Genomic DNA, 7,616 nt, shown 5'->3' with positions numbered 1-7,616 from the left:
CCTCACCGCCTTGTCCTTGAACTCGTCACTGAACTTCCTAGGCATGATCCAATCCTCCTCTAGAAACGATCGGAACTAAACCCAGGACGCTTCAGTCCTCGACCGGATCCAGGTGGCCCGCCCCAGGCCCGGTCGACCCCGCAGCCGGCCCGATCGGGTACTGGCGGACAAGGCCTACTCCTCACAAGCAAACCGGTCCTATCTGCGGTGCCGAAACATCACGACCACGATCCCGGTCAAAAAGGACCAGGCCGCCAATCGAAAGGCCAAAGGATCCGCCGGTGGACGGCCACCGACCTTCGACTCTGAGGCGTATAAGGACCGTAACGTCGTCGAACGCTGCTTCAACGCCCTCAAACACAACCGGGCGGTGGCCACCCGCTACGACGTTGATACTGGAAGAGTCGGGGGTCCCGGTGTGGCCCACGCTACGACTGACCCACTCTTCAGTGGTGGTGTCCTTTGTTTGATCTGTCCACCGGGATGTCCGTCACCATCGAAAGAGAACCAGCCGGTGGGGACATGACCTCATAGGAGCGTGACTCCGCGACGACGGAGTCCCGTCAACGTCCTGTCTGTCCGACCGGCTGGTCTCGCCCCCACCAGTTCAAAGGGAAGAGGCAGTCACCATCATGACAGGAGCCACGACAAATGTGTACGCCGGGATCGATACCCACCAAAACACCAACCACGTCGGCGTCATCAACGAAGTCGGGAAGAAGCTCGGTGACCGTGAGTTCCCCACCACGATGGCTGGTTACCGGGACCTGCTGGCCTTCGTCTTGTCCTTCGGGACGATCCTGGCCGTCGGGATCGAGGGCACTGCTTCCTACGGCGCCGGCATTACCGCCTACTTGAGGACGCATAATGTCCTCGTCAAGGAAGTCATTCGCCCTAACCGACAGACCCGCCGGGGTGGGAAATCCGACCCTATCGACTCCTACGCTGCAGCGAAGACCGTCGCCGCCGATGCCGACGAGCTGCCCATTCCGAAACTCCTCGGTGGTGCCATCGACGGCATCCGGGTACTGCTGAAGACCCGTACTACCGCGCTGAAGTCACGGACGGCGGCGATCACGCAGATTATCCATTTCCTCACCACTGCACCCGCCGAGGTCAGGGAGAAATATGCGGGGATAAAGGACACCGACCTCCATGCCACCCTGGCCCGTAGCCGTCCCCCTGCCGATGACTTGCTCGGAATCGCACTGCGGCGTTTGGCTCGCCGGATCGAGTTCCTCACCACCGAGATCGATGATGCCTACGATCAGCTGGCCGCGCTGACGAAGGAGGTCGCTCCCGCGTAGGCTGCGACCAAAGGTGTTGGCCCGATCTCCGCGGCGAAGCTGCTGGTCACCGCTGGCGAGAACCCTGAAAGGATTACATCGAAGGCCGCGTTCGCGGCGCTGTGCGGGACCAGCCCGTTGCCGGCATCGTTAGGCAAGACGACCCGGCACCGGCTCAACAAGGGAGGAGACCGTCAGGCCAATAGTGTCTTGTTCGACATTGTGAAGTCGAGGATGGCCAGCGACCCCAGGACAAGGACGTATGTGGCTCGGCGCATCACGGAGGGGAAGTCGAAAAAGGAGGTCATGAGGTGCCTGAAACGGTATGTCGCCGCCGAGGTGTACAAACTCATCGTCAACCCACCAGTCGTGCCCGCGGTCGATGATTTACGTGTCTTGCGGCAGTCGAAGAAGATGAGTCTGCGAGTCGTGGCCGAGCATTTTAATGTCGATCAGGTCAAAGTCTCCCGTATCGAGCGTGCTCGGGCACGAGATGATGAGTTCTGCGCACGGTACCGGGAATTCCTTCTAGAAGCGGCTTGACATCTATAGGAGCATCAAACTCGCCGTCCGGTTCCAGGCAGTCGTCCAGATTGCGAACATCGACCGCTGGCTCAAACGACTTTCGTAACAGGTCCTAGGGGCTGTGCCAGGCGAGGTCTACGGGGACGTCCCGGTCGACCACGCCGCAAGCCCGAGAAGCTGCACGCGGACAAGGGCTACGGCTACCCCCGGTGCCGCCGCTACCTGCATCAGCGCGGTATCAAGGCCCGGATAGCACGTCGTGGGACCGAAGACAAGACCCGACTGGGCCGGCACCGCTGGGTGGTGGAACGGACGATTTCCTGGTTGTTGCGCTTCAAACGTCTCGGCATCCGCTACGACCGGACCAAAGCCACGCTACTGCCGTTACTCCTGCTCGCCGTCACGCTCATCAATCTCCGTCGACTCCACCAAACCGCCAAGTCGTGAGGCCAAGTCTTGTTATCAGGAACAACGACCGAGGGCCGCACACGCGGACGCCCCCGAGGTTCCAGCCTGCCTGCGTCCCTCCGTCGCTGACTGCGGCAAAGTGCGAGCTGCCTCGGACATTGAGAGGGCATCTTCTCCGTCCGGGTCGGTTCGGGGTGGCGACCGTGGTCACGGGGTGTTAGGGTCGGTGCCGTCCACACGGGTGCCCCATTGCAGGGGCTGAGATCGGGCTGAGGCAGCCTGCGACCGTCGAACCTGTCCGGGTAATGCCGGCGAAGGAAGAAGGAAGTAGGAACATTTCCCATGAGTGCATCCAATGCGCACGCCCTGACGTATGTCCACGACACCGAGCACGGACTTGCTGTGCCGGTCACCGAGATCGCCCTGGAGGACTCTCCGGGCGCAGTGGCGAATCCCCCGCTGCGGGTTTACCGCACCGCCGGCCCGGGTAGCGACCCGGTGGTCGGGCTCCCGCCGTTGCGGGCCTCGTGGATCCAGGGCCGCGGTGACGTGGAGGAATACCAGGGGCGGGAGCGGAATCTGCTCGACGACGGCCGCTCCGCGATCCGGCGTGGTGAGGCGTCCCAGGAGTGGAAGGGTGCCCGCCCAGTGCCTCTCCGAGGGCAGGAGGGCCGGACGGTCACGCAGATGCACTACGCTCGGGCCGGGATCATCACCGAGGAGATGCGGTTCGTGGCCCTGCGCGAGAACTGCGATGTGGAGCTGGTGCGCTCGGAGCTGGCGGCGGGGCGGGCGATCATCCCGGCCAACATCAACCACCCTGAGTCTGAGCCGATGATCATCGGCAAGGCGTTCTTGGTGAAGATCAACGCCAACATCGGCAACTCCGCGGTCACCAGCTCCATCGCCGAGGAGGTGGACAAGATGCAGTGGGCCACCCGGTGGGGGGCCGACACCGTGATGGACCTGTCCACCGGCGATGACATCCACACCACCCGGGAGTGGATCATCCGCAACTCCCCGGTGCCGATCGGCACCGTGCCGATCTACCAGGCCCTGGAGAAGGTCAACGGGGAGGCCAACGCGCTGACCTGGGAGATCTTCCGCGACACCGTGATCGAGCAGTGCGAGCAGGGCGTGGACTACATGACCGTCCACGCCGGGGTGCTGCTGCGCTATGTGCCGCTGACCGCGGAGCGGGTCACCGGTATCGTCTCCCGGGGCGGGTCGATCATGGCCGGGTGGTGTCTGGCCCACCATGAGGAGAACTTCCTCTACACCCACTTCGACGAGCTCTGCGAGATCTTCGCCCGCTACGACGTCGCCTTCTCCCTGGGCGATGGGCTACGCCCTGGCTCGATCGCCGACGCCAACGACGCCGCCCAGTTCGCCGAGCTGGACACCCTGGCCGAGCTCACCGCACGGGCCTGGGAGTACGACGTGCAGGTCATGGTCGAAGGCCCCGGCCACATCCCGCTGCACCTGGTGCGCGAGAACGTCGAACGCCAGCAGGAACTGTGCCACGGCGCCCCGTTCTATACCCTGGGCCCGCTGGTCACCGACATCGCCCCCGGTTACGACCACATCACCTCGGCCATCGGGGCCACCGAGATCGCCCGCTATGGCACGGCCATGCTGTGCTACGTCACCCCGAAGGAACACCTGGGGCTGCCCAACAAGGACGACGTGAAGACCGGAGTCATCACCTACAAGATCGCCGCTCACGCCGCGGATCTGGCCAAGGGTCACCCGGGGGCGACCGAGCGGGACGACGCACTGTCGAAGGCCCGCTTCGAGTTCCGGTGGCGGGACCAGTTCGCCCTGTCCCTGGACCCGGACACGGCCGAGGCCTTCCACGACGAGACGTTGCCGGCCGAACCGGCCAAGACAGCTCACTTCTGCTCCATGTGCGGGCCGAAGTTCTGCTCCATGCGCATCTCCCAGGACATCCGCGACCAGTTCGGCAGCACCGCTGAACAGGAGGCCATCTCCGGGATGCAGGAAAAATCCGCCCAGTTCCGAGCCGCCGGCGGCACAGTCTACCTGGACACCCCCACGATCTCCACCATCTGAGGACTTCTCCCGCGGCACTTCTCAGCTGGTGCCGGAGGAAGCGCTGTGCCCCTCGAGCCTGAAATCCTCGAGAGGCGCAACGCCCGGCAGGCGCCGACGGACGGCCCCGGACAGGCGAGGCAGGGACACCGTCCGTTGCAGTGAAGACAGGAGTTTTGAGACGAGGTCTAAGCTCAGTTCCTGGGCCGCCTCAACTGTGCCTAGGTATTATTCAGTGCCCGTGCGGGCGGGGTGAATCCGAGAATGGGAGTACAGGGGCCGAAGAAGTCCTGCACGGGAGGCCGCACTCCCATCGAATCCACGAGTCCGGCTCGGCCAATCATGGCTTGATGGTGTTTCGCGGGATGGAGAAGTGGTGGTGTCCGTTGCCATCCCGTTTGGGCGTTCGACGGCGGTAAATCCCAGCACAAAGACGGGATGGAAATGAATAAGTCGGACGTCGGGCACGGTAGTTCCGCGCTCCCTCGTGCGGTCAACCCTGTTTTAACCCCGGGGGAAGTTCCCGAGCATCAGCAAAGCCACACTCCTTTTTCCACTGACTCCGCTGGGCCACGTCGCCATCCCCTCTTGCTGGAGCCCGCCCAGACTCGCGTTAACCACTTCCAGTCAGCCTTGTTGCCGTCGAGGAACTCGACTACGTACCGCGGGGTCTTCTTACGGGTGTCGATCTCGCTGACTCGGACGCACTCCGACGGTGAGTTGTCACGCAAGCGGTAGATCAGCTCATCACCGATACTGGGCATGTTTTCTTCTTATCGTCCAGAACATCACAGAGAAATTTCCTCTTCACCTGAGATATTGCCCCGTCCATGATTAAAACTGGATGCCCTGGGGTGCACTTTCCTCTATCCAGCATACCAAGTGGGAGGGCTGCGAGTTCTGACTTCCTTTATTCGACAACAGCTCCCATAGCTATTTTTGAAGGGCTGTCTTCGTTCTATGAGTGTCGGTAATTGCTTTCTATGCAATAATCGAAGAATGCGGATTGGTGAAGCCACAGAGATCGTCTCGGATCTCGCCTCTCAGCAATGGGGTTTGCTGACCTCTGCCCAGGCCAAGGAGGCCGGTGTGCCGGCTTTTATGCTCAGCCGGCTTGTCGACCATGGGGTTCTGGTGAGGGTGCGACATGGGGTGTATGCGACGTCCGCGACCCCGTTTGGCACTGTCCTTGAGGTGCGCGCCCAGTGGTTGGCCCTGGATCCGAAGGTCATGGCCGCTGACCGTGGGGACACGGGTCTCCACGGTGCGGTTGTCTCCCATGAGACCGCTGCCGAGCTGCACGGCATCGGCGATTTGCCTAGTGAGGCGATCACCTTCACCACCCCGTCCAGGCGACAGACGAAACAACCCGAGGTTCGGTTTCATACCGCGACTGTTGATCCCGGGGAGATTGCCGACCTGGACGGCCTTCCGGTGACCACCGCGGCCAGAACGGTGCTGGATCTAGCTCGAGCAGGTCATGAACCAGGCCATCTCACTGACCTGATGGCTGATGCGGTGTCTCGCCGCCTGACCACCAAAGATGATCTGGCAGCAGCTCTTTCCGAGGTCGCTGAGATCTTCGGGGCCGCCGGCAACACCGAGTCCGCAATGAAGGCCCGTCTGGATGAGCTCCTCGTGGAAGAAGAATCCAGTGAAGAACAACTCACCCGTGTGGTGCAGCAGGCCATGGCGCCGATTCAGCGGCAACTCCAGGAGCTGTTTGCCCAGATCGCTCCGCAGCTGCAGTTGCCGGAGATCACCCAACTCGCCGCTGCACAGCTGCCCATAGTGGATCTGAGCACCGCGGCGTCGTCGGCTGTGCAGGACGTGCTGGATAAGGGCGCTGAGGAAAGGGCCCAGATGATCAGCGATATCATCACCCCTGCCCTTCATGCCGGTGCCTTTCATCTGCCTGAAAACGCGCCACGAGAACATCCCCGCGAAGACGCCACGAGTAAAGAACTAGACGCTGCAGACGACAAGGACAACGATGCCTAAGCCCAAATCCCGGGCCACCCATTCCCAGATCACTGCCGGACTACGCGAGTTCGCCAAACAGCAAAAGCTGACCCCGAATGCCGTCTACAGCCGATTCTTCCGCGAGGTTTTTCTCGCGGAGCTGATGGCCACGGATCCGGGATGGGTACTTAAGGGCGGCACCAACCTCTACTGCCGAATCCCCGGGGCCCGGCACACCCAGGACCTGGACCTGTACCGACAGGATTCCCCGACCGGCCACCGCGACGCAGCGCAGACCCTGATCACCGTCATGGATCGCACCAAGGTCGGCCCCTACACCTTTGAAGTCCGCAACCCGCGTGCGGAACAAGCCAGCGGGACCATCGACAACATCGAACTGACCGTCATTGTCCGGTTCGGTACCGGGGAATTCTCCCGGTTCAGTATCGATGTCTCCGGAGACATCGAGGTTCCTACTGTCACAGAACCGTTGCTGGTCACCCGCTCAGATCCGCTGGATGTGCCGTTTGCACAGTCCACGTTCGCGGTGCTGTCCTACCCGGTGGAAAACCAGCTCGCCGATAAAACCTGCGCCATGTACGAAATCCACGGCGCCCGCGCCTCCACCCGATACCGCGATCTCTACGACATCGGACTGATCGCCCTCGAACTGGAAGTCGATGGAGGCAGGCTACGCACGGCCCTGGACCGCCAGGCGCAGATTCGTGGCGTGAGACTGCCGCCAGAGATGGTGCTTCCCAGTGATGAGTGGCCAGCCGGCTACGAGAAATTCGCTCGAACCCTGCATCAGCCCCGCCCCGAGCTCCTCGGGGTAGAGGATGCACTGACGAGGGCGGGGCTGCTCTTAAATCCCCTCCTGACCACCAGCGATCAGGTGAAGGGGAAGGTGTGGCCTGCCGAAACCCAACAGTGGGTGATGCGCTAAGGACGAAAAACAGAAACCGTGTTTATCGCGCGCAGAAGTCGGCTTCGCACCATAGATGTCTCAGTTCCTTGGAACTGAGACGCCCGCGTTGGAATCATTGAGGTGGTGTGCAGTTGAGTTCTGATATTTGTGCGATCTGAATCTTTTCTGAAATCTCACACGCATGACTGAGAAGATTGTTAGCATGATCACATTTACGAAACTTTCCCTCCCCAGGTTCTGACCCCAGGAGACCATGCATGACTAACACGGTGCTGTTGCAAAGTTGGGGCGACAGGAAGACCGGCGTGAAATAATCAGAGCCATGGGCATCTTCTCCGGTCGTCATTTCCCCCGTGAAATCATCCTGGGGGCGGTCCGGTGGTACTGCCGCTACGGCGTGAGCTACCGCGATCTCGAAGAGATGATGACCGAACGCGGCGTACCGGTCGATCACA

The 7,616-nt window shown here is 61.8% G+C and carries 5 protein-coding genes, 4 pseudogenes and 1 riboswitch; of the genes and pseudogenes, 8 read left to right on the top strand and 1 reads right to left on the bottom strand.

Annotated features, from left to right (window positions below):
- Positions 1-127: 127 nt before the first annotated feature.
- The 5 genes and pseudogenes from A37O_RS16210 to thiC form a co-directional block, all read left to right on the top strand.
- Positions 128-526, top strand: a pseudogene (locus A37O_RS16210) (transposase); the annotation flags it as partial.
- A gap of 106 nt (positions 527-632) precedes the next feature.
- Positions 633-1,307, top strand: a complete 675-nt coding sequence (locus tag A37O_RS15690; RefSeq protein WP_211208366.1) for an IS110 family transposase — start codon at positions 633-635, stop codon at positions 1,305-1,307.
- A gap of 18 nt (positions 1,308-1,325) precedes the next feature.
- A pseudogene (locus A37O_RS16985) lies at positions 1,326-1,655 on the top strand (transposase); the annotation flags it as partial.
- Positions 1,656-1,949: 294 nt separating this feature from the next.
- A pseudogene (locus A37O_RS16205) lies at positions 1,950-2,258 on the top strand (transposase); the annotation flags it as partial.
- Between the two features lie 188 nt (positions 2,259-2,446).
- Positions 2,447-2,557: riboswitch (TPP riboswitch) on the top strand.
- A gap of 4 nt (positions 2,558-2,561) precedes the next feature.
- Positions 2,562-4,292: a phosphomethylpyrimidine synthase ThiC gene (gene thiC, locus A37O_RS0109185; RefSeq protein WP_018297212.1), complete on the top strand. Its 1,731-nt coding sequence runs from the start codon at positions 2,562-2,564 to the stop codon at positions 4,290-4,292.
- Between the two features lie 509 nt (positions 4,293-4,801).
- Here the strand turns inward: thiC and A37O_RS0109180 are convergent.
- A complete protein-coding gene (locus A37O_RS0109180) occupies positions 4,802-5,035 on the bottom strand; it encodes a hypothetical protein (protein WP_018297211.1) in 234 nt (77 codons plus the stop codon).
- 235 nt (positions 5,036-5,270) lie between these two features.
- Between A37O_RS0109180 and A37O_RS15155 the strand changes: the two genes are divergently transcribed.
- From A37O_RS15155 to A37O_RS0109165, 3 genes and pseudogenes are all read left to right on the top strand, one after another.
- Complete coding sequence (locus A37O_RS15155) at positions 5,271-6,272, top strand: type IV toxin-antitoxin system AbiEi family antitoxin domain-containing protein (protein WP_018297210.1); 1,002 nt, start codon at positions 5,271-5,273, stop codon at positions 6,270-6,272.
- Complete coding sequence (locus A37O_RS15150) at positions 6,265-7,179, top strand: nucleotidyl transferase AbiEii/AbiGii toxin family protein (protein WP_018297209.1); 915 nt, start codon at positions 6,265-6,267, stop codon at positions 7,177-7,179. The genes A37O_RS15155 and A37O_RS15150 overlap by 8 nt, the downstream gene beginning before the upstream one ends.
- Before the next feature lie 304 nt (positions 7,180-7,483).
- Positions 7,484-7,616, top strand: a pseudogene (locus A37O_RS0109165) (IS6 family transposase); the annotation flags it as partial.

Source organism: Corynebacterium lubricantis DSM 45231, assembly GCF_000379425.1.
In the GTDB taxonomy this organism is placed as follows: domain Bacteria; phylum Actinomycetota; class Actinomycetes; order Mycobacteriales; family Mycobacteriaceae; genus Corynebacterium; species Corynebacterium lubricantis.
Note: the sequence above shows the minus strand (reverse complement) of the source record. Positions and strands in the feature narration are given on the sequence as shown.